20 protein-coding genes are annotated in these 19,655 nt (G+C 59.4%); 14 read left to right on the top strand and 6 right to left on the bottom strand.

The genetic code is table 11. The features are described from left to right. The first annotated feature begins 5 nt into the window (after window positions 1–5). The 4 genes from CDI09_RS07795 to CDI09_RS07810 all read left to right on the top strand — a co-directional run bounded on the left by CDI09_RS07795 (window position 6) and on the right by CDI09_RS07810 (window position 4,321). Window positions 6–986 (top strand): Lnb N-terminal periplasmic domain-containing protein, encoded by a 981-nt coding sequence (locus CDI09_RS07795; protein WP_078523830.1) that lies wholly within the window; start codon window positions 6–8, stop codon window positions 984–986. Window positions 987–1,276: 290 nt separating this feature from the next. Next, complete coding sequence (bamE, locus tag CDI09_RS07800; protein WP_236944566.1) at window positions 1,277–1,657, top strand: outer membrane protein assembly factor BamE domain-containing protein; 381 nt, start codon at window positions 1,277–1,279, stop codon at window positions 1,655–1,657. 237 nt (window positions 1,658–1,894) lie between these two features. After that, complete coding sequence (locus CDI09_RS07805; RefSeq protein WP_078523834.1) at window positions 1,895–3,103, top strand: M48 family metallopeptidase; 1,209 nt, start codon at window positions 1,895–1,897, stop codon at window positions 3,101–3,103. A 153-nt stretch (window positions 3,104–3,256) separates the two neighbouring features. After that, a complete protein-coding gene (locus tag CDI09_RS07810) occupies window positions 3,257–4,321 on the top strand; it encodes an alkene reductase (RefSeq protein ID WP_078523836.1) in 1,065 nt (354 codons plus the stop codon). Between the two features lie 85 nt (window positions 4,322–4,406). Here CDI09_RS07810 and CDI09_RS07815 read toward each other — a convergent pair whose 3' ends face one another. From CDI09_RS07815 to CDI09_RS07830, 5 genes are all read right to left on the bottom strand, one after another. Then, window positions 4,407–4,985, bottom strand: coding sequence for a sulfotransferase family 2 domain-containing protein (locus tag CDI09_RS07815; protein ID WP_236944567.1), 579 nt, complete (start codon window positions 4,983–4,985; stop codon window positions 4,407–4,409). 424 nt (window positions 4,986–5,409) lie between these two features. Continuing rightward, window positions 5,410–5,838, bottom strand: coding sequence for a DOPA 4,5-dioxygenase family protein (locus CDI09_RS07820; RefSeq protein WP_078523840.1), 429 nt, complete (start codon window positions 5,836–5,838; stop codon window positions 5,410–5,412). Window positions 5,839–5,865: 27 nt separating this feature from the next. Then, window positions 5,866–6,477 (bottom strand): YceI family protein, encoded by a 612-nt coding sequence (locus tag CDI09_RS07825; RefSeq protein ID WP_078523842.1) that lies wholly within the window; start codon window positions 6,475–6,477, stop codon window positions 5,866–5,868. Window positions 6,478–6,661: 184 nt separating this feature from the next. Continuing rightward, window positions 6,662–6,967, bottom strand: coding sequence for a hypothetical protein (locus CDI09_RS18100; protein ID WP_151892015.1), 306 nt, complete (start codon window positions 6,965–6,967; stop codon window positions 6,662–6,664). A gap of 113 nt (window positions 6,968–7,080) precedes the next feature. Further along, complete coding sequence (locus CDI09_RS07830; RefSeq protein ID WP_078523844.1) at window positions 7,081–8,052, bottom strand: helix-turn-helix domain-containing protein; 972 nt, start codon at window positions 8,050–8,052, stop codon at window positions 7,081–7,083. Window positions 8,053–8,392: 340 nt separating this feature from the next. Between CDI09_RS07830 and CDI09_RS07835 the strand changes: the two genes are divergently transcribed. The 10 genes from CDI09_RS07835 (at window position 8,393) to CDI09_RS07880 (ending at window position 19,415) form a co-directional block, all read left to right on the top strand. Further along, on the top strand, window positions 8,393–8,947 hold the full coding sequence (locus CDI09_RS07835) for a hypothetical protein (RefSeq protein WP_236944568.1): 555 nt from the start codon (window positions 8,393–8,395) through the stop codon (window positions 8,945–8,947). A 295-nt stretch (window positions 8,948–9,242) separates the two neighbouring features. After that, window positions 9,243–10,322: a DMT family transporter gene (locus CDI09_RS07840; protein WP_078523846.1), complete on the top strand. Its 1,080-nt coding sequence runs from the start codon at window positions 9,243–9,245 to the stop codon at window positions 10,320–10,322. A 262-nt stretch (window positions 10,323–10,584) separates the two neighbouring features. After that, the gene (locus CDI09_RS07845) at window positions 10,585–11,676 is read left to right on the top strand and encodes a hypothetical protein (RefSeq protein ID WP_078523847.1); all 1,092 of its coding nucleotides are present in this window, start codon (window positions 10,585–10,587) and stop codon (window positions 11,674–11,676) included. Between the two features lie 407 nt (window positions 11,677–12,083). Then, window positions 12,084–12,482 (top strand): terminase small subunit-like protein, encoded by a 399-nt coding sequence (locus CDI09_RS07850; protein ID WP_078523849.1) that lies wholly within the window; start codon window positions 12,084–12,086, stop codon window positions 12,480–12,482. Further along, window positions 12,466–13,782: a phage terminase large subunit gene (locus CDI09_RS07855; protein WP_078523851.1), complete on the top strand. Its 1,317-nt coding sequence runs from the start codon at window positions 12,466–12,468 to the stop codon at window positions 13,780–13,782. Before CDI09_RS07850 ends, CDI09_RS07855 begins: the two co-directional genes overlap by 17 nt. A gap of 228 nt (window positions 13,783–14,010) precedes the next feature. Beyond that, the gene (locus CDI09_RS07860) at window positions 14,011–15,423 is read left to right on the top strand and encodes a portal protein (RefSeq protein WP_078523853.1); all 1,413 of its coding nucleotides are present in this window, start codon (window positions 14,011–14,013) and stop codon (window positions 15,421–15,423) included. 25 nt (window positions 15,424–15,448) lie between these two features. Continuing rightward, entirely contained in the window at window positions 15,449–15,949 is a 501-nt protein-coding gene (locus tag CDI09_RS07865) for a phage scaffolding protein (protein ID WP_078523855.1), read from the top strand. An 850-nt stretch (window positions 15,950–16,799) separates the two neighbouring features. Beyond that, on the top strand, window positions 16,800–18,152 hold the full coding sequence (locus CDI09_RS07870) for a DUF4043 domain-containing protein (protein WP_078527588.1): 1,353 nt from the start codon (window positions 16,800–16,802) through the stop codon (window positions 18,150–18,152). 88 nt (window positions 18,153–18,240) lie between these two features. Continuing rightward, window positions 18,241–18,765 carry a hypothetical protein gene (locus tag CDI09_RS07875; protein ID WP_249034006.1) on the top strand — a complete coding sequence of 175 codons (525 nt, stop codon included), beginning with the start codon at window positions 18,241–18,243 and terminating at the stop codon, window positions 18,763–18,765. Continuing rightward, window positions 18,765–19,415, top strand: a complete 651-nt coding sequence (locus CDI09_RS07880) for a hypothetical protein (RefSeq protein WP_078523859.1) — start codon at window positions 18,765–18,767, stop codon at window positions 19,413–19,415. The genes CDI09_RS07875 and CDI09_RS07880 overlap by 1 nt, the downstream gene beginning before the upstream one ends. Before the next feature lie 24 nt (window positions 19,416–19,439). On the opposite strand, the gene CDI09_RS07885 is transcribed toward CDI09_RS07880, so the two are convergent. Beyond that, on the bottom strand, window positions 19,440–19,655 hold a 216-nt coding region (locus CDI09_RS07885), incomplete at its 5' end, for a transposase (protein ID WP_146220822.1).

Consider the following 19,655-nt stretch of genomic DNA (forward strand, 5'->3'; position numbering starts at 1 on the left):
GGCGCATGATTGGCCTGCGGTCTGTTCTGGGCATGGTGACGGCGCTGGGCACGGGGGCGGTGTATTATTCCACCCTCATGCCCGATGCGCTACGGCTGGGCCTTAGTACTGCATTTCCCGTCCTCATGGTGGGGGCAGGGTGGCTGCGCCCGCCCCTGCTCGGGCATGCAGTGCGTGGTGTGGCGGCTATAGCGCTCATGGGCTGGTACGTAACCGATCCGCCACGCAATGACCGGGTCTGGGCGGAGGAATACGCCATACCGGCCGATGCATGGCGTGAGGGTGATATGGTGCATGTGCATAACGTGCGCAATTTCCGCTACCGTTCGGTAACCGATTACCTGCCTGCGTGGTATGACGCGACATATGACCTGAGCAAACTCGATCGGGTCGATCTGGTTACATCTTACTGGGCGGGTGAAAATATTGCCCATGTATTCCTGAGCTTCGGCTTCAGCGACGGGCAGCATCTCGCCATGTCCATCGAAACACGCAGGCAGGCGCGATTTGCGTATTCCACCATTGCGGGGTTCTTCCATCATTATGAACTGTTCTATGTTACCGCCGATGAACGCGACCTGATTGGCGTGCGCACGGATGTGCGCCGCGAGCGGGTCTATCTGTACCGGCTTGATCTTTCGCCCGCCGTGCGGGAGCGGCTGTTCCTGAGTTATGTCAGTGCGATCCATGACATCATTCGCCACCCGCTATGGTACAACACGCTGAGCGACAACTGCACCACGGGCATTCTGGCGCGCGCGGGCGCAAAACTGCGCTACCGTTTTGACTGGCGCGTCATACTGAGCGGACACACCGCCAGCATGGCCTATGACATGAACCTGCTTGGTCCCTATGACCCGAAGCGTTACCCCGATTTTGCCGCGGTACATGATGCCAGCCGCATCAGGCGGCCCGAGCATGCGGTGATCGGGCCAGATTATTCCATCGCCATCCGCACGACCCTGCCACCACCGGAGAGACCGTAAATTATATAAGCTTCGACGCAATTGTTTCGAACTGTGACAAAAATGTGGCATGCCCGGTTTCAGAACAGATGATAGGTTTTTAAATTCCTTTATTATTACTGAACTTTTTTAAATAAAATGTAAAAAATATATATGTTCGATGATGAACGCACCATTTTTCCTGAAAATTCTACAATATTACGTTTTTTGATCTGGATTTTTACCGTTAAAGTCTATATTTCAGAAAAAAGAAATCTTGATGTAAATCAAAGATATAAATTATCTTCTCTAAGTTGATGGAAAAATTATTGATGAACAAGATCGCCATTGCGGGCTGCCTTACCGCTGTTCTTCTGGTCTCTGGTTGCGCTTCTTCCGGAAATACTTCCATCAAAAACGAGACGGCCGACACCATCGACCAGAAGATTCATGATAACGTGACAACCAAGCAGCAGGTTCGGGCCATGTTTGGTGACCCGATGACCACCCATTTTACGGATAGCGGGCATGAAGAGTGGCAGTACATCTTCGCTACCACCAAGGCAAACGGCACGAATTTCATTCCCTATTACGGCGCATTCTCTAACGGGTCGCATGGCAAGGAAAAAAGCCTGGATATCATCTACAACGGAGATGTTGTCTGGCATCACGTGATGTCATCATCCAAAGTAAAGACGCATGAAGGCCTGTAAAATTACTGTAATGTCAGATACGATAATCTGACTTACACATAAATATTACTGGTTACTTATGGCACGGCTCCCGAAGGGGCCGTGCCATAAGCGTTCAGGCCATTGCCCTGATTGATTTCTCAACAGATATGATATGGTTTTATTAAATATAGGAATAATAAATTGCATTGATAATTAAATTAAACATAAATAAAAATACAGATATAATTACGGTGATTAATTTTTCGGGATACTGACATGGCCAGGGCAGACAGGGATGAACTTGTTTATCCCCGTGAATATGCACTTTCAAAAATAACGCTGGTACTTGGAATCCTGTTCTGGGCACTCATGCTGGTGGGCACATTCGGCATAATGCTGCTCTATGTCCTGATAGGCTACGTGCTTTACCTGTTCGCGCAATCTGCCCTGATCGCCCATATTAAGGGCAACGGCGTGGAAGTAACCCCTGCGCAGTTTCCCGATCTGCACGCGCAGTTCGTATCATGTTGCCAGACATTACAGATCAATGGTTCCCCGCAGGTCTATGTATTGCAGGGCGGCGGGATGATGAATGCCTTCGCCGCGCGGTTTCTGGGTCTGCAATATATCGTGCTGCTATCCGACGTGGTCGATGCCATGGCCGAACACCCCGATGGCGTGCGCTTTTACCTTGGGCATGAACTGGGTCATCTGCGCATGCGCCATATTGGCAAGCATTTCTTGCGCTGGCCGGCATTGTGGCTGCCACTGCTGGGTGCAGCCTATTCCCGCGCGAAGGAAAGCACATGCGACCGCCACGGCGCGGCATGTTCCACCACGCCAGAAAATGCTGCCCGCGCCCTGGCAGTGCTGGCAGCCGGGCGCGCACGGTGGAAGGACATCAACCTTGACAGTTACGCCAGGCAGCTGAGTGAGACTGGAGGGTTCTGGATGTCCTTTCATGAACTCACGGGCGGCTATCCGTGGCTGACCAAGCGCGTGGCCCGCGTTATGGAGCATAAGCCCAGCCTGCCGCGCCGCAACCGCTGGGCAGGGGTAATGGCCGCCATAGTGCCCTATGGCGGCAGGATTGGCGGGGCAGGGGTGGTGATCCTCTATTTCTATATTGTCATTTTCATCCTAACGATCGGCCTGCCCATCTATCGTGACCAGCTGCCCCGTTTGCACGCGTACCTCATGTTCAGCGAAACAGCCATGACCCGCTCCGCGCTGGAGGATTATTATATCAATAATCATGATGTTCCCTCCTCGCTGGCCGAGATTGGCCAGAAGGAGCATTTGAATAATGGTGACACCCTGGCGCTGAATGAACACAACATGACAATTACGGTAACATCCCACAATAAAAGCATGTTGATTACGCCCGGCATCAATAAACAGAAACATATTTCGTGGTACTGCACGCCGGGCACGGACATGCAGGCTGCCCAGATGCCCGCCACATGCGTGAACGGCGGGCACTAAACGCACATTCCAGCCGGAACGGGCGCTTATGATGAGACCTGCCCACAGCCATTGCCGGGTGCAAGGCCTGTGGGCGCCGCCATGTGGCATGTACTCTTGCGACGGACTGGCTATGCGCCCATCATCGCCTCTACTGAACCGTGGAGACGTGACATGCCAACCCTGTTCACACCGCTTGAGGTCGGTGCCCTTACGCTGCCCAACCGCATCATCATGGCGCCACTGACGCGCCTGCGCGCGGGGCCTGATCATATTCCCAACGATCTGATGGCCGATTATTATGCCCAGCGTGCGCTTGCCGGGCTGATCCTGTCGGAAGCGACGCCGGTTACCCCGCAGGGTATCGGGTATGAGGATGTGCCGGGAATCTGGTCGGAAGAGCAGGCGGAAGGGTGGAAAAAGGTCACCGCTGCCGTGCATGCGGTGGGTGGGCGCATCTTCATGCAGCTATGGCATGTTGGCCGGATCTCGGACCCGTACTTTCTCAACGGCGAGGCTCCGGTCGCACCGAGCGCCATTGCGGCGAAGGGTCATGTCAGCCTGCTGCGCCCCAAACGTGATTATGTAACCCCCCGTGCGCTCCGCACCGACGAAATACCGGGCATTGTCGCAGCCTTCCGCCGTGGTGCGGAACTGGCCAGGGCTGCCGGTTTTGATGGCGTGGAAATTCATGGCGCCAATGGCTACCTGCTTGACCAGTTCCTGCAGGATTCCACCAACCACCGCACCGACCAGTACGGCGGTCCGATCGAGAACCGCGCACGGCTCATGCTGGAGGTGACCGATGCGGCGATTGATATATGGGGAGCAGACCGGGTGGGCATGCATCTTGCGCCACGCTGCGACCTGCACGACATGGGTGATTCCAACCCTGCCGCCACTTTTGGCTATGTCGCGCGGGAACTCGGCAGGCGTGGCATTGCGTTCATCTGCGCGCGTGAGGCGGAAGGGGCGGACAGCCTTGGCCCGCAACTCAAGAAAGAGTTCGGTGGCGTCTATATCGCCAACGAAAAATTCACTCCCGCCAGTGCGGAAAAAGCCGTTGAGGCGGGCTGGGCCGATGCCGTTGCCTTTGGGCAGGCCTTTATCGCCAACCCTGACCTGCCTGAACGCCTGCGCACGGGAGCGGAACTGACACCGCCAGACCCGTCCACCTTCTATACCCATGGCCCGGAAGGCTATATCGACTACCCCACGCTTGGTGCGGCTGGCGACTGACCCCGATCTGGTCGGCCCCCTCCCGTTATTGCGGGGCTTTGCGTTATTTTGTTCGATAATGGGGAAAGACGGGCTGAAATCTGCCTTATCGGGCCTGCCGGGTCCGGGCGATCAGGTCATAATCGGCGCGGTAAATCCGCCTGATCCGCCTGATCTGGTCGGGGCTCGGCAATTCGCCTTTTTCACCGGCTGCCGTGGCATTGACATGTGTAATCGGCCCGCTGCCAAATGGTGCGATAAAACGCTCGATACGTGCCATTTCATCAAGCATGAACAGGCGGTTGACTGCAATGATGCCATCGTGCCCGGTCAGGTACCATGTCTGTGGCCGGAAAATATGATCGATATGGTAGGGGTTACGTGCCTGTGCCACCAGGTCAAGCGCATCATCAAGGTCACGCAACGCCATGTAATGCGCCCGGAATCCTTGCGCCACCTGCCGCGCCCCGCTACCGCCCGCGCGCGCATAGCGATACGCTGACAGAAAACGCTGTACCGGATCACGCAGAATGGCGAAGGAGGGAAAGCGCACCAGATCAGGCAGGCGGCGCTGGAAATACCGGATGGTTTCATGCCCGACATCCATACCGTAAAGGGCGCGGGTTATGGATGTCCCGGCATTTTTGGGCACATGAATGAACAGCAGGCCGCGCGCGCGCACCATCGCCGCGCGCCGTTGCCGTTTGGGGCCTGGGGGGTAGGCTATATGTAACTCGCTCAGGCGCTCATGCACATCGCTGGACATTTTGACACGAAGCACAGGCTGCAACAGCGTTTGCATATAAAACGATCCGATCAGGCCGGAGCCTCAGGGAATGATGCGGCCATTATCCTGCAAGGAAATGTTACAGTGCATTACCAAAACAAACCGATTGCAACAATGCCTGCGCCACGGCTGCACGATTTTGTAAAATAACAGCAAGGCCTGCCCCCTCACACGCCGATGGAAACAGCCGTAGCGGTCTTGTTTCCATAATAATAATATTCTGCTGCGGTTTCTTTTAAAAAAAGCATCAAGAAATACCGCCTTTTTATAAAAAAAGGCGGTATTGGGGATCTGTATCAGTGGACGGTGCCGGAATCAATTCTCAGATTTTTACGCTGCCATCGGGCCGTGTATTGACCTCGCCCGCGCGATCTGGGGCATCGGTCTGTTCGGGCAGGCGGTCGGCAAGGAGGGCGCGGGGGCGACCGATCCACATGCCATCGCGCAGATGGTCGCGGCGGGGATTGGTCGTGTTCGGATGCACGAGAAGGCTCAGCCCGCCATGATTGAGCATGAGCCAAGGCACGAAAGTTGCGAATAATCCCGTCTCGAACGCGATCTGGTACATGGGGGCCACATGGGGGCCGACCGCCACATCATGCCAACGCCCCAGCCTTACGGCAAAGCGCTCGGCAATATGGTCTCGCAACTGGCCTGCGGCCTGCCGTGTCGTGGCATCATCAAAATAGACATGCACATGGTAGCTTGCAATCTCGGCCAGGGTGCGGGGGGCGGTCGTCTTATCGGTCATGTGTCGTGCACTTTCTGCGCGGCGGGGTTAGTGGGGTGAATTGGGCAGGGTAATGCGCGTTTCGGTGCGCATGGGCTGCCTTACGGTATGCAGCATGGTGGACATGCCCCATTTGCGCCCATCGAACGTGCCGGTGCTGTCAAGCACGCTGAGCGTGTTGCCGGTAAAGTCCATCCGGGTATCAAACGTCATGGGGTGGGTCTGCCCGCGCAGGGTCAGCTTACCCACCATGCGCGACGCTACGCCTCCATTCACGATATGCGGCCGGCAATCACCCACGTAGCGCGCGGTAGGCCAGCGATCCGTGCCCAGCATGCCGCCTGATTTTGCCGCCTTGCGCTCGAGTATGGTGTCCATGTGCACGGTCGTGGCGTCCATGGTCAGGTCCACATGGCAGGTCTGGAGCGACAGGTCATAATCCAGCGTGCCGGAAACCTTGCCGAACTGCCCGTCCATCGCCCCGATGACACTGCTGGCGTGCAGCAGCACGGCGGTATTGGCGGGCGTAAGCGTGAGGTGCTGGGATGTGGCATGGGCCGGGCGCGCAAGGGAGGGGAGGCCGAGGCAACCCAGCGCCATGGCAAGCAGGCTGAAGTGACGCGTGCGGCACGGGGCAGGGCGTAGTGTATGTGTTGTCATGGCAGGCTTAACGCATGGTGCCGCGTGAGGTTGTGCGGGCATGGATCATCCGGCCCGGATGGGGCCGTGACCACGCGCGGGGCAGGGCATGACAGAACGCATGAACGCCTGACTGCACCCAGAATGCGGCGCCAGTAGGGCAGTGGGGAGCAGGCAGGGCTTCTGTCGGGGCATATGCCTGCCGTCAGGCCATGACATCATGGCTGTATTTTATAATAAAATCGGCGAAGATAGTGGCCATACATGGCTGCTCCGTCACCACCCCGGCGCAGGACCGGATATTTCCTCTGTGCATCGGCAAGGGTTGTGTCAAACATGATATTTCCGCAAAATCTGTGGTGCATAAAATGATTTTCATCGGTTTTATGACATTCTTGCGGCGATAGAGCAGGGTGCGCCCGGCAATATCGCCGCTGAATATATTACGATCAAAATTTTGGCATATGGAAGTATTTCTCAAAAAAGTAACTTTGAAGCGAATTCTGGTCAATTGTATTTTCGTTATAGACCTTAAATTTATCAATTTAAGTATTTTTTAATTAAACCCTGAATATAATGGTAATGGTTATTTTTTATACATACTTATATATTAAAATTTATATTTTACTTCCAAACCCATTTACCAACCACGCGCCCATTAATTACGAGGTCAGAGGCATCGACCTCATCAACCGGATAGGTCGGGTTGACGCTGATAATGCGGATACGCGGCGGGCGGGAATTGGGCACCAGCATCAACTGCTTGATGACCACGCCCATGCCGTTCCACAGCACATACACGCCATCGGGCGAGGGAATGCGGTGGCCCGTATCGACCAGCACGCGGTCACCCGCCACGAATTCCGGCTCCATGGAATTGCCCGCCACGCGGATGATGGCGAGCCCCCCGGTATCCGGCAGGTAATTGCGAATGAAATCACGCGGAATGCGCCATGAATCCAGCGTGGGGTGGTTCTCGCCATCGCCCGCGGCCGTGTGGTCCACAATCGCGCCAGCCCCGGCCTGGGGTGAAATATCGTATTCATGCACGGTTACCGCGCCATCCTCGTTATGCAGCGGCATGCTGGCGCGTTCGGCGCGGCTTATGCTCTCGTTCAGGTCCGTGGCGCCGGGCACGATGCCGCACAGGGCCCACACTTCGGATGCGGCGATGGGCGGGTCGCCACGATCGGTCAGGAGTGGCACCAGCTTGCGCACGAGTTCAACGGGAATGAAGTCTTTTTTCAGCTTGTTTTCATAAAAGGCGTAGCTGGAAAACTTCTCTCCCATGCCCACGTCGCGCGCCAGAGCCCGCACGGTGTAACCCGCCCGCTCCCGCAGGGCCTTGAGGCGGGAAGCTGCGGCACTGGCCCCGCCACAGCCACCGCCGCGCAACAGATCGCTTGCGGTGCAGCCCAGCACGGCGGCCACTTTCTCCAGCCGGTCGCCTCCGGGATTACGGGATTTGCCGCGCAGGATGTCGTGCACGTAGGTCTCGTTCAGCCCGGCCAGATCGGCCAGACGTTTTTTATTGAGGTTCAGCCGCTCCATGCGGCGTTCGATCTCGGCGGCGGCGGGGGAGCGTATCTCATCCATAATGGGAAATATCCCACATCATTGGCACAAAGGGTAGGGGGGATATATCCCATTATAGTAAATAAGAAGGATTTGTCCCATTTTTAAAACAGTCCGCATCTCGTGACATTAAGTGTGTCCGTATTTTTGAATGACAACGCATCGGTAAGGCCAGCCGTGACGAGGCCATAATCTATAGATGCATTCTCTCTTTATACACATACCTTACAGCGGAAATGGAGAGGCATGGGTGCGCTGGCCTGACGGCTGGCATGAACAGCGTGGCAGGCGGGCGGAACTGCCTGCCTGCACATTATGGCGATAGTATGGTTTTATTGCACTAAATTGTACAGGAATGACCATGCCCGCTCCGCGCGCCCCCTTTTCACCCGCGCCCGTCCATGCTGCCGCCGTGCTGCGGGCTGAACGCCGTGCCCGGCTGCACGCGCGTGATGTCGCAGCAGGACTGAAACCTGACATGGGTGCCGATGGTCCTGCGGCCCTCATGCGCCCGGTGGAGCAGACCCGCGTGCAGCTTGCGCCCGGCGCGCGCCCGCACACCGTGCGCCGCCTGACGGATACATGCGAACTCGACCGACTGTTTTATCGTGCCAATGCCGCCCTGAGCGCCGAGCAGCATGCCGTGGGGCTGCGCTTCAGGGCATGCTGGCGGCGCTACACGCGCACCGGCCGACTGGTGCAGCGTTATAGCCCGCAAGCCGCTCAGGGCACGGGCACGCTGGAGGAAACCGAAGCCAGCGTAAACGCCCGGCACGCCATTGACCGTGCGCTGGCCCTGCTTACGCCCGCCCGGGCGCGGGTGATATGCGCTGTATGTGGCCTTGATGAGCACCCCGGCACCCGCATCCGCACCCTGCACAGGGCGCTGGATATACTGCATGAACAATGGCGGTAAAACGGTGCGCTGGCATTAGAATATTTAAAAAAATGCCTTGATAAAAATAAAAATTCTGGGCGCGGTCTTTTTTCAAAAAAGCGGCGATCTTTGAATCTTTTCGTGAAAAAGCTTCATTAAAAAACCGTCTTGATGAATGGACCGGTTTTTACTGGATCGGCTGTCGATGCAGGTCGGGCAGGTACGGGTCAAGATGGGCGAAAAAGCAGACGGCAACCCTAACACGGCCCTCAGGCATTCGTTGCCTTCCCCTTAATACATGGCAGCGGGGAATATGACATGATATGTTAAACACATGAAAACCACCGGCCTCTGCCTTGCCCTGCTTTCCGCCGTGCTGTTTGGCGCGAGCACGCCATTTGCCAAGTTGCTGCTTGGCGATATGTCGGCCCAGATGGCGGCGGGGCTGCTCTATCTTGGCTCCGGCCTGGGGCTGGCACTGGTGCTGGGCGCGCGCGCCGCCCTGCGGCTGCCCACGCATGATGAAGCCCCGCTTGCACGCCGCGACCTGCCATGGCTGCTCGGTGTGATCGCCACGGGCGGCGTGGCTGGCCCGCTGCTGCTCATGCTGGGCCTTGCGCGCACGGATGCGGCGAGTGCTTCGCTGCTGCTCAATGTCGAGAGCATTGCAACGCTACTGATCGCATGGGTGGTGTTTCGTGAAAATGTTGACCGCAGGCTGCTGTTTGGCGCTGTGTGCATCGTGCTGGGGGCAGGGGTGCTGTCATGGCAGGGCCATGCGGTGCTGGCGCCCGGCGCGCTTTACATCATTGCCGCATGCGTGTGCTGGGGCATTGACAACAACCTCAGCAATCGCCTCTCGGCAGTAGACCCCGTGCGCATTGCCATGCTCAAGGGTATTGTGGCGGGCAGCGTCAACCTGCTCGCAGCCCTTGGGCTGCAACACGCGCACCTGCCGGGACCAGCGCTGGCAGCCACGGCGGCGGCCGTGGGGTTTCTGGGTTATGGGGTGAGCCTTGTCGCCTTCATGCTGGGGCTGCGCCATCTGGGGGCGGCGCGTACGGGGGCATATTTCGCGCTGGCCCCTTTCGTGGGGGCGATCGTATCGCTCGCGCTGTTCCCCGCGCAGGGCGTGGCGCGACTGCTTGTGGCGGCGATGCTCATGGGCATCGGGCTATGGCTGCACCTGACCGAACGCCATGACCACCCGCATGTGCACGAGGCAATGGCCCATATCCATCGCCATGTGCATGATGCGCACCATCAGCACGAACACGGCCCCGGTGACCCGCCAGGCGAGCCGCACACCCATTACCATGTGCACACGCAGCTTGAGCACAGCCACCCCCATTATCCCGACCTGCATCATCGCCACGATCATGACCATGAAGACGGGCACAGCCACGCGGCCTGAACAGGCAGGTCAGGCCAGCCTGTGGAGCATTCGCGCCACCTTATATGGGCGGCATGCCCGGCGCGTGCGGCGACAGACCGGCAGGCGGGCAGGACGGGCTGCGATTTCAGCCCTTATGGCGTGATGGAGCGGCATACAGCACTGAACGCGTTGACCGGCTTTGATAACATACCCGCGCCCCGCCCATGCATCGAGGCCGGATTGACAGGTTTCGCGTGCCGAACGTAGCCTGAACGCCGCCACAGCCAGCAAGGACGGCGCAATGGATCAGTATGAAGTTGGGGATGACGTGGATCGACCCTACTGGCTCAGCATGCCGTCGCAGGACTTTACGGCACTTGTCGACTTCATCATGCCGGAAATAGAAGTCAGGCTGGGGCGCGATGGCGTTTTTGCTCCCTTTGGCGCGTTGATGACGCGCGAACCCTATCGCGGCGACATTGAACTGCTCGATGAGCCAATGCCGGACAAAAAGGACGGCAACGCCCAGCTTGACCACCTCAAGCAGGCCCTGCGCGACAGGGTAGCCAGCACCCACCAGCGTGCGGCAGTGGTGGCGGCCAACTGCACCGTGCTGCTGCCCGGTAGCGGCAAGCAGGCCGAGGCAGCCGTGCTCATGTGCACGCATCGCGATGGCACGGCGGCGAATTTCGTCTATCCCTACACCATAACCAGTGGCAGGGTAACATTTGCGCCGCTTGAAATGGCGGAAGGCACGCAGGATATATTTCCTCCCATCCGCCTGCGCCCGTGGATACGCGAAAGCTGCCCCCCACGCCCGGTTGGCTACAGGGTGGGCCTGTTCCTGTTCCACGGCATCGACCGGGAGGCCGTGCTGCGCCGCATGAACCTGACCGATACCGGCAGGCCAGAGGGAGATAGCCCGGCACCCGCCGCACTTGCCAGCCTGCCTGATGGATGGACGGTAGTATGGTGCAATGATCCCGTCGCAGCCCTTCATCATACCGCGCATATGGAAACTTATGCGGTGGGGTGCACGGCTCTTTCCCTCTCTGTCGATGAACCGGATTATGTGACGCAGGCCATGGGTTATGCCAACGGATTACAGTTGTGGACTGTGCGCCATGTTGGTACGTCGCGTACCAACGCGCTGCCAGGTGGTCCGCATGACCTGCACATGACCGGCACGCCGCCTGCGCAACTCGCCGCCATTGTCTCGGCCATGCAGAAGGAAGAGGCGGATAGCGGCTACCTGCCGGATACGATCGATTTCTACTTCGACATACCGGTGGAACTCATTTATGCCCTTTCCGGGTTTCGATACTGCCAGCGGGACTATGATAGGGGGCGCGTGACGTTCAATACGCTCCTGCCGGGTGCGCCGGAAGGCTGAGCCATGCACCAGGTTTCCATGATTGCATCTTGCAGGCGACAGGCGGGATGCGTCACGCCTGCTGATACGTCACCCTATGTGGTGTTGTGCTGCACAGGCAAATTGTTGCCTGCACGGTTTTTAGGTATAAGAAACATATCCTGACATTTCTGCATCCATCCTGCCCAAACAACAGGAGTGCGGGCGTAGAATGAATACAGAAAACACATCAGCGGAAATCATCAGAGCAGCATAATACAGGCTATATTATGCAAGGGCATGCATGCCATACTGCTCTGGCAGGGATTTTCCAGAAACTGTATTTGCTGCCTGCGCGGTTTTTCAGCATAAAGATCCTATCATGACAAACCCACGCCCGGCGCCGCTCCTGCGGTTTCCGGGCGTTGTGCATTTTACGGAGAAACAGCATGCCCCAACAGGCAGCCACGGGCACGCGGCGCAGCACCTATAGCCGCAGGCTGGCCGATGAGATCTGCCTGCGCCTGGCGGATGGGCAGAGCCTGCGCGCCATCTGTGCTGATCCGGCCCTGCCGCACCGCGCCACCATATTGCGCTGGCTACGCGATAACCCGGCCTTTCGCGCGCTTTATGACACCGCGCGTGAAGCCGCGGCAGATACGCTGGCCGAAGAGATCATAGCCATTGCCGACCGCGCCACGGGCCGTGAGGATGTACCAGCCATAAAACTGCGCATGGAGGCGCGCATGTGGGTTGCAACGCGCCTGCGGCCACCTGCTTCCGCCACGCGGGGCGAGGGGGCAGGCAGCATTGCCATTACCATCAGCACAGATGACGCAGCCCTTTAGCCTCACACCCGACCAGCATGCCGCCAACCGGCTGCTGGGGGGGAGCGCCACCCACATCCTGCTGCGGGGCGGGGCGCGTTCGGGCAAGACATTCGTGCTGGTGCGCGCGCTGGTCATCCGGGCACTTCGGGCGGCGGGCACGCGCCATGGCATATTTCGCCACAGGTTCAATGCCTTGCGGGCCACCATCGTGGCCGACACGTTTCCCACCGTCATGCGGCGGTGCTTTCCTGCCGTGCCGTGGCAACTTTCACGCACTGACTGGAGCGTGACGCTGCCCAATGGCTCGCTCATCATGTTTGGCGGACTGGATGACGAGGAACGGACTGAAAAGATACTGGGGCTGGAATTCGCCACCGTCTATCTCAACGAGGCCAGTCAGGTCACTTATGGCGCGCGCAACATGCTGCTCACAAGACTGGCGCAGAAATCGCCTCTGGCGCTTAAGGAATATATCGATGCCAATCCACCCACCACCACGCACTGGCTTTACCGCGTGTTTGAAGCTGGCATCGAGCCATCATCGGGCCAGCCCCTGCCAGACCCTGCGTGCCATGCCACCATGCAGCTCAACCCCGAGGGCAACCGGGCCAATCTCTCGGTGGAATATCTGGCACAGCTCGCGGCCCTGCCGGAGCGTGAACGCAGGCGCTTCGTACTGGGCGAATACCAGCAGGCTGTTGATGGCGCTTTGTGGCGCCTGGAGGATTTTCGCCGTGACGCCGCAATAACACCGGCGACCCGCCGCCATGTGGGCACACAGATGCGGCGCATCGTGGTGGCGGTTGACCCTTCAGGCTGCGCCGGGCCGGAAGATACCCGCTCCGATGAAATCGGCATCATCGTATGCGGGGTGGATGGAGCAGGGTGCGGCCATGTACTGGCCGACCTGTCGCGCCGCGATACGCCTGCAGGCTGGGCGCGGGCTGCCCTGCAGGCCCAGGCGGACTGGGCAGCCGAGCGCATTGTGGCCGAACACAATTTTGGCGGCGCGCTGGTCGAGGCCACGCTGCGCGGGCTGAACCCGAACGCGGCCCTGCGCATGGTCACCGCCAGCCGGGGCAAGGCGGCACGGGCCGAGCCGGTGGCGGCGTTATACGAACAGGGCCGCGTGATCCATCACGGAACCTATCCCGAACTGGAGGAACAGCTCTGTCAGTTTTCAGCCAGTGGCTATCACGGCCCGCATTCTCCTGACCGGGCGGATGCGCTGGTCTGGGCGCTGACCGACCTCATGCTTTGCGCACCGCCCGCAGCCCCCGCGCGCTGGACCCCCACGCGTTTCAACCTCGGGCGCTAGGATCATACACATCCCGCGCGGCGTGACCCGGGCAGAAGTCCGGCCTTTACCGATATCCATACCCTGTGCGGTTGGATATCATGCCAGAGCAGACCATTCCTGAATACTACCAGGAATGGTCCTTATAACCCTTAATATATTACCGTTTACTGCCTGAATAATGTTTCTGCTCCATTTATGGGCAGGCATGACAGCGCAGGTTCACCCCATGCCGGAGATAACCAGCCCATGGACTGGCAGGAACTCAAGCGAACATACCCCCGTGACCCGGATCTGCCCGCACGGGCCCATGCGCTTGCCGCCCTGGCGCGTGTGCTCGAGGGCACGCAATACGACGCCATACCCAACCCCTTTGGCACCGAATATAATGGTGCCGGGGAATACATACCGCTTGGCCAGCGCCGCCCGTCGGTTCGCACCAATATGTGCCGCGCGGTGGTGGATGATGCGGTATCCCTCCTGTTTGGCGCTAGCCACTGGCCCGCCATGGTTGCCACTGATCCCGCGCTACCCGGTATTCTGGCGCAGTTTGGGGCAGAGACTGCCTTGCCCGCACTCATGCTTGATGCCGCCACGCGGGGTGCGACCGGGTCGGTGGCCGTGCTGGTCGAGGCCGTGGCCCGTCGCCTGCGTGTGCAGGTGCATGAAACCCGTTACCTCACCCCGCAATGGAATGGCGCGGGCCAGCTTGCCTCCGTTACCGAGTGCTTCAAGGTAACGGGGGCCACGCTGGCAGGCCAGGGCTGGCCCATCGCCACGGACGACGCCACCACCACCTTCTGGTGGCTGCGCGTGTGGGACCGGGCGGACTGCCATGTTTATGTGCCCCAGCGTGTCGATGTCGGGTTGCCCACCCGCCTTGACGGCACGCGCAGCACGCATCATGGCCTTGGCTTCGTGCCATGGGTCTGGATGGCCAATCTTGCAGCGCCGGGCACGGTGGATGGCCCCTGCACCTTTGCTCCGGCCATTGATACGGTCATCGAATGCGATTACCTGCTCTCGCAATCCGGGCGGGGGCTCAAATACAGTGCCGACCCCAGGCTTGTCATCCGCGCGGGGCCCGACCCGTATGCCGATGGCACGTCTGCGAGCACCGGTGGCGCGTCCGCCGCCCTGACCCTGCCGCTTGATGGCGACGCCAAGCTGCTCGAAATCAACGGTGATGCCGCAGGCGCCATGCGTGACCATTACCGTGAACTGCGCGCCAGCGTGATGGAGCAGATCCATGGCAACCGCGCCCAGGCCGACCGCCTTGCCGCCCCCACATCAGGCCGCGCGATGGAGATGCTCTATCAGCCTCTTCTGTGGCTCGTGGACCGCATGCGCCTTTCCTATGGCGAATACGGGCTGCTGGCGCTGTACCGCATGGTATGTGCTTTTTCGCATGTGCTGGAAGGTGGGGTGCAGATTGGCGGGCAGGATTACGCCAGGCTCGATGCAACGGGACTTGCACTGCAATGGCCGCCCTATTTTGCCGATACGGAAGCCGAACTGGCGCAACTGGCCCAGGGCCTTGGCGCGGCGGTGCAGGGGGGCTTCCTGTCACGGCAGACAGCCTGCGCCATCTTTGCCACCCGCGCGGGTGGCCCGGCCCCGCATGCCGAATGGGCACGGCTGAACGCAGCCGACCCGAACTGATATGTTTTATTGACGGAGAAACAACATGACCCGTGCAAGTGTGCCCCAGACCCCCGACCTTGATACCCTGCACCGCGAGATGGAAACCCTGCGCGCCGAGCGTGACGCGGCGGTCAGTGCCCGCGCAACACTTGAAGGCGACCTTGCCCGCGCCACCGAACAGGTCAGCACCGCCCGCACCCGCGCGGACCGCGCCATCATACGTGCCGAGGCCCGTGCCCTTGCGGCCCGCATGGGGGCCGTGGAACCTGCCGATGTGGTCCGCCTTGTTGACCTGAGCGCTGTAACGCTCGGCGAAGATGGCGCCCCCCAGGGACTGGACACGATCATGACCGCCGCGCGTGAAAGCCGGGCTTACCTGTTCGCATCGCCGCAGGCGGCATCGGGCGCTGCGCGTGGCACCACCGCCGCAGGCCCCGCACCCCGCGCAGGCGATCCGGCCCCGTTCGACGCCCGCACGGCGGGAACGCGCGATGTAAAGGCCGCAGCCATGGCGGCGGGGCTGCGCTGGCCGGTGGCGAATTAGGGCATGAGCCGACAGGCTGCAAAAGAGTTTATGGCCTGGAGGTGAAAATAGAGTTTAAGATGAATGCAGGATCTTTGCATTAAGATTGTATTTTATCTCATTAAATATTAAAAAATAAATACATAAAATAATATGCAAATTTTAGGGCACAAAAATGAGTGTGATAAAAAAGGGCATTATCAGGTCTGGAGAATATAACGGATGGAAAGTAGAGGTCGATTTTGATGAATTGGATACGAAAGGATATTACATATACATAATAAAATCATCCACCGAGGGGTATGATTATTGGTGTAAGGATATGGCAGAAGTAAGCGATGAATTGGAGGGATGGAATGTGAAATGGGAATAAATACGCCAATACCGTACCCAGATTGAAGGTATGTATTGTATCAGGAAGGCAAAACTTATATTTTGCTTACCCATTGCAGTCAGAATAGCCAATTATTCATGATCTGGAGCAGGGCGCACACTGGTAACGTGTAATACCAGATGCGCCCTGACATGGCAATTCACCGCTAGTCTACTTAAAATGTAGGTAAGATACTGAAATTATACTTCTTATTTCTGCCTTACCATATAATTATTGTTCATTATTTTATAATAAATACACTTGAGATAATAATCCAAAATTATAACGCCTGTTACCTGTTCCGCCCACGGTCAAGGCCGCCTGCGCAACAGGCAAGGGGCGCATGATCACTTAAACTATCATGGTGGCGCACCCCGCGCCACAGTCCCTTAACCACTCACCCCGGCCATACATGGCGCCTCGCTGCCATAGCCCGTTACCCGCCGCCACTGCATTGCGCATGGCAGCTTTTTTCGTTTTTTCAAGGAAATGAAATTCATGGCCATTGCCAATTTCCCCGCAGCCCTTCAGCCTGTCATCCAGCAGGGGTTCCTGTCGCGTGCGTTCCAGGATGCGTTGCAGTCACGCCTGGGTTTCCGTTCCATTGCCGACCAGATGGAATTCCCCGCCCGCATCGGCCAGACCATTACCGATACCCGCGCAGGCCTGCTGCCGCCTGCCACCACGCCGCTCAACCCTGCCGCCAATACCAGCTTTGACAATGGCATGACGCCTGCCGAATGGTCGGTCGAGCAGTATACGCTCACCATCAACCAGTATGGCAACACCATGGACCTCAACCAGGTGACCGAAGGCGTGGGCATTGCCAACCAGTTTCTCGCCAACGCCTCGCGTCTTGGCATCAACGCCCGCCAGACACTCGACCGCCTGGCGCGCAACACGCTGTTTGGCGGGGCGCAGAACGGGGTGGGGGGCTACCTTGGTGGCAATACACGCGTTAGCGTAACGCTGGGTGCCGCAGGCAGCACGGTTTCTGTCGATGACATTCGCGGGTTTCAGAATGTCCTGTCGGGTGAAGGGCAGGTGGTCTCGGTGGGTGCTTCCGCCGGCATGACCGTGACCATCGGGGCAGGGTCCTACACGCTGGTGGGCGCTACGGCGGATGCCGCCAATACCTCCACCGCGCCGGATGGCATTTCGGGCACTCTGACGTTCTCGGCATCGGTCAAGGTAGCCGATGGCACGGCGGGCAACCCGGTCATGGCGGCAACGGCGCCGCTGGTGCTGCGCCCCAATGCACGGGCCACCACGGCGGCACTGGCAGCAGGTGACCTGCTGACGGTGCAGTCCATTCTGGGAGCACTTGCCACCCTGCGCGACAACAACGTGCCCACGCCCGATGGCGGGGTGTATCACTGCTATCTGGACAATGCCCAGCTCCTGGGCCTGTTCCGCGATGAGGACTTCAAGCTGCTCTATCGCGGTCAGTATGGCTCCGATACATACCAGAGCGGTCAGATCTTTGACCTGCTCGGCGTGCGTTTCATCCCCACCACCGAGGCCCCTCAGCAGGCATCGCTGGGCGCGGGCGCCATCCATCGTGCCATCATCTGCGGGCAGGGCGCGCTGATCGAGGGGGATTACGCCAATATCGGCACCCATTACGCGCCGCTGCTTGATGGCGGGGAACTGACGGACGTGGAGGGCGTGTGCATGATCACCCGCCCCGCACTCGACCGCCTGGCACAGATCATCGCGCAGTCGTGGTCATGGATTGGCGGTTTTGCGCTACCCACCGACCTGACCGCTGATACCGCGGTCATTCCCACCGCCACCAACAGCTACCTCAAGCGCGGCGTGGTGATCGAGAGCCTCGGCGCGGGCGCCTGATCCTTTGGCCCGTGCGGCACCCTTATGGGGCTGCCGCGCGGGCCATCACCGCCAGCCACACCATGCACGAAAGACAGGCATGACAGACATGACGGGAACAGCCAGCACCACGGACACCACAACAACGCCCGATGCAGGCGCAAGCGGGGCAGAGACAGTGGCTACCGGCACCACCACAAGCAGCCAGAATACCGGGGCATGCGCGGACCAGCCCCTGCTCGCCGCCACCATGCCCGATACGGCCCTGACCGACACCGAACGGGCACAGGCCCGGCGCTATATGGGCTACCCCGCCATGGGGAGTGCCGATAGCGGCATGCAGTCGTGGCGGTTCTTTCGGGTTTATGGCTTCAATGAATGGCGGCTGGGCCATCTCTCACCCGCCGAATGCGCCCAGGCCCGCGCTTTTGTAGCGCAATGCCAGATACTGGAGAGCGCGGTCATGGCGGCGGGCAGCAACCTTGATACCGATCGCGCCGCGGTCTGGACACGCAACCGCACGGAAGTCACCGATCGCTTTACGCTATACACGCGCTGGCGCGTGCAGTTATGCAACTTCATGGGCGTGCCGCCAGGGCCGGGGCTACGCGGCATGGGGGAGATCATCATCTGATGGACCTCAACGCCCTGTGCCGCCTGACCACGCGCGGCTTCGCGCGCGCGGCAACCCGTATCGGTGCTGCAACCGTGCAGTATCGGCCTGCCAGCGCGCTTGCGCCCTGTGCCAGCCCCTATGGTCAGGGCAGGGCGGCTTTCAGCAATGACCGGGCCTTCGGCTTTGCCGGGCCTGCCTTGTGGGATGTACCTTTTGTTTACGCCCTGACGGACCTGCCCGACCTGCGGGCGGGTGATATCCTGACCTGCGGGGCAGAGACCTATTTCATAGCCCGCGCGGAGCCCTTCCGGCCGCCTTTATGCGTGTTGTGCAATGCGATCATCACGCTGACCACCACCGAAGCCGTGCAAACGGACGCGGCCGATCCGGGGGGCTATGCCACATCGGGCGATGCCGGTGCCCAGACAGCTCTCGCCACCGGCTGGCCTGCCATGATCCGGACCGGCAGCGGGGCAGGCGTGCCGGGACCAGCCCAGCCCGGCGCCATCCGCACGGGCGGGTTCGAGATGTTCCTGCCCGCCATTGCGGGCGTGAACCTTCAACCGGCCATGTGGGTCCATGATGCGAGCGGCCCGCGCTACACCATCGGGGCCACGCGTGGCAGCCCGTGGGGCATGCGCTGCCAGATGGCCCAGCAGCAGGTCTGAGGCCCTATTTACCAGGCTCAGGACTCATAGCCAGAAGATGACGGTTGCAGCGAGGCAGATGGCTGAGAAGAAGACGTTCGGGCATCTGTCATAGCGTGTTGCGACCCGCCGCCAGTCCTTGAGGCGGCCGAACATGATTTCGATGCGGTTGCGTCTTTTGTATTTTCGCTTGTCGTATTTGACTGGTTTTCCGCGGGATCTTCTTCCCGGAATGCAGGGCCTGATCCCTTTTTCCTCCAG

This window comes from Komagataeibacter nataicola (genome assembly GCF_003207795.1).
Lineage (GTDB): Bacteria > Pseudomonadota > Alphaproteobacteria > Acetobacterales > Acetobacteraceae > Komagataeibacter > Komagataeibacter nataicola.